The following is a 2858-nucleotide window of genomic DNA, read 5'->3' as shown; positions in this document are numbered from 1 at the left end:
AATGCGTTTTTTTGTGAGACATGCTTTGTAAAGAATAAAATAATTTCTACCTTTGCACTCGCAAATACAAATTATTAATTTCAATAGAACTACTAAATGGCAACAAAACTACGTTTACAGAGGAGAGGGCGCAAAAATCATCCCTTTTACCAGATTATTGTTGCAGATAGCAGAGCACCACGAGATGGAAAGTATATTGAGAGGATAGGTTCATACAATCCGAACACAAATCCTGCTACGATCACTTTAGATTTCGACAGAGCTTTGTATTGGCTGCAGACAGGCGCACAACCTTCAGATACTGTGCGAAACATTTTATCACGCGAAGGGGTATTAATGAAAAAACACCTATTGGGAGGTGTTGCAAAAGGAGCTTTTGACGAAGCAGAAGCAGAGAAAAGATTCAATGCATGGAAAAATTCTAAAATAGAAGCTGCTCAGACGATCAAAAATAAAGAAGAAGAGAAAAAACGTGCTGAAGAAAAAATCCGCCTTGATGCCGAAAAAGAGATAAACAAGGCTAAAGCTGATGCTTTAGCAAAGAAGAGAGCAGAAGAGGACGCTGCAAATGCTCCTGTAGCTGAGGAATCGGCAGAAGCAGTAGATACAGTCGCTCCTAATGTTAAAGAAGTGTCGGCTCCGGCAGAAGAACCCAAGGCTGAGAAACTTGTTAAAGAAGATACTCTCAAATCAGCTGAAGAGTCCAAGGAAGCTGAACAGGCTTCAGATAATAAGAAATAGGGAATTGCTTATTAAAAAAATGAAACATACTCAAATAAAAAACCCGGTGCATCCGTACCGGGATTTTTATTTTCAGTAATCTATTAAATACTCAATATTTCGCGTTGAATGTTTTTTTAACCTTACAATCAGAAAAAAGTGTTTAGCTTCGCTCAGGTTTATTCTACAGATATTTAATGTATTACGAATATATTTGGAGCTATTTCCCGGACTGTTTTCTCTTCATCCCGGCTAAAAATATTATATTTCAAGACAATAGTACCGCCGATTGAGTGAATAATAATTTATAGTTACATTGAGAATATAGGGAAGTCCCATTGAATAATATAGAATCATTCTAAAAAAAGATATGCATCTATAATCCTTTATGTAAAATAGTTACAATGTTTTTTATGAGAAATATGTAATATATTGTAAGTAAATTATTAAGATGTTTGTGTGATTTCAGATGCTTGTTATTATATATTTGTGATGACATTAAAATTACAGCAATATGTACACACAAAAATTAGAAGTAAGGATTGAAAAAAAATATCAGTTCAAAGATAACATTGTGATCGATATCAATGAAATGCCTTATCCGACGGCAATCTTTATTCCTTCGGTTAAGGAGGTGATATTAAACAATCTTGCATATAAAATACTTGGGATGGAAGTGTCCGAATTGTTTGATCTGGCCGCATGGAGAAGGATAAACCCCTATTTGGAGGATGAGGTAAAAAAGATTAATAAAGACGTTATCATTGATCAGAAGATACACGTTGTATTATTTAATGGCAAGCATGAGATTATGAATTATTCGCTGAAACGGATTTATAATAACAAGTTTGGAAATATTTGCATTATCCATTTCTCCAAAGCTTCAGAAAAATACTCGGTGGCTTCAATATCGTCGCTCTATTCAATAAAGGATGAAGTGGCGAAATTGAAACCCTATCTTAACCGGACCGGGAAAATGATGCATGAGGCTACCATGAGAAAGTATTTTAGAGAGGGGAACAATCTGAAACTGACGTTGAACGATTTGGTTTATTATGAAAAAGAGTTGAGGATCATTCAAAAAGCATACCCTTCGCTGTCCAATCGGGAAGTAATTCTTTGCGGATTGCTTGTAAACGATATGGACAGCAAGGATATAGCCTCAATCACCAACAGGACACCTGATTCGGTGTTTGTAACTATTCATCGCATCAACAAGAAGCTTGATTTACTCAACAAAAAACAGTTGGTAGATAAGTTGAAAGAACTTTTGAATTCGACAGGTAAAAATCAGCCTGTCACCACTTAGGAGGGTGGCCTCTAAACTAATTAATAGTTCTGTGGCCCTTAAGAATATAGGTATTGCAGTATGGTGTTATATCGTCTTCAAACTGTATTTCAAAACTGATACTGTCGGGAGTGACAATTTTTCCGTTAGCAATCTTAATTCCTATTCCTTCTTCGCACTGTTCGCAGTTTGATTGTCTCGTCTGAAAGGTACCATCTTTCTCATTCAACAAAGCCTTTACACTAAAATTCCAGAACTTCATTTCAGAATCCTGAATGGTGATGGAGTCGTTATTTGATGAGTTATCCTTAAAAGTTATTACCCTGAAGGGGCCAAATACTGATACGGTATCGATGTATGCAGTTATTTCCCATTGACCTGTAGCTGAAAATGAAGGCTCGGGGAGTGATATCCTTTCCACTTCGTTTTCGCATGCTGCTAGTAGAGTGAAAGCAATAAATCCAAATAAATATATTATTTTTTTCATACTGTTTTGCTGTTTTTTTATTAGATAATTTTGAAATGAACTTACAGTTATACACTGGCTGTTGCCATGTCATGATGTATATGTTTATCCATATGGCTTGTTTATTTAATGTATATTGTTTTTAAGTTCGCTTTTTCGCCATTCCTTACAAGTATATAATATTTTCCTGTAGTGGGCCTGTATGGGAGCACGTTATGAAAACGGTTTATCTTTTTTTGATAGGCAACATTACCAGTGTTGTCATAAACAGTAGCTGTTGCAGTCTTTAATATTCGTCCTGTAATATTGATACAAATCCGGTTAAAACTGTCAAGATAGATTATTATAGAGGGATGGTTTATTATATCAGGCAGCTGAAAACCC

The 2858-nt window shown here is 35.5% G+C and carries 4 protein-coding genes; 2 read left to right on the top strand and 2 right to left on the bottom strand.

Annotation, left to right across the window (positions count from 1 at the left end):
- The first annotated feature begins 96 nt into the window (after positions 1–96).
- Together B3B27_RS08655 and B3B27_RS08650 are read left to right on the top strand one after the other, a co-directional pair.
- Positions 97–741 carry a 30S ribosomal protein S16 gene (locus tag B3B27_RS08655; RefSeq protein WP_238866372.1) on the top strand — a complete coding sequence of 215 codons (645 nt, stop codon included), beginning with the start codon at positions 97–99 and terminating at the stop codon, positions 739–741.
- Positions 742–1234: 493 nt separating this feature from the next.
- Complete coding sequence (locus tag B3B27_RS08650; protein WP_286832674.1) at positions 1235–2029, top strand: helix-turn-helix transcriptional regulator; 795 nt, start codon at positions 1235–1237, stop codon at positions 2027–2029.
- Positions 2030–2045: 16 nt separating this feature from the next.
- Here the strand turns inward: B3B27_RS08650 and B3B27_RS08645 are convergent, their stop codons facing one another.
- Complete coding sequence (locus B3B27_RS08645) at positions 2046–2495, bottom strand: lipid-binding protein (protein ID WP_238866375.1); 450 nt, start codon at positions 2493–2495, stop codon at positions 2046–2048.
- A gap of 101 nt (positions 2496–2596) precedes the next feature.
- On the bottom strand, positions 2597–2858 hold a 262-nt coding region (locus B3B27_RS08640; protein WP_286845422.1), incomplete at its 5' end, for a hypothetical protein.

The organism is Proteiniphilum sp. UBA5463, assembly GCF_002427225.1.
Taxonomy (GTDB): domain Bacteria; phylum Bacteroidota; class Bacteroidia; order Bacteroidales; family Dysgonomonadaceae; genus Proteiniphilum; species Proteiniphilum propionicum.
This window is presented reverse-complemented; position numbering and strand designations above follow the sequence as displayed.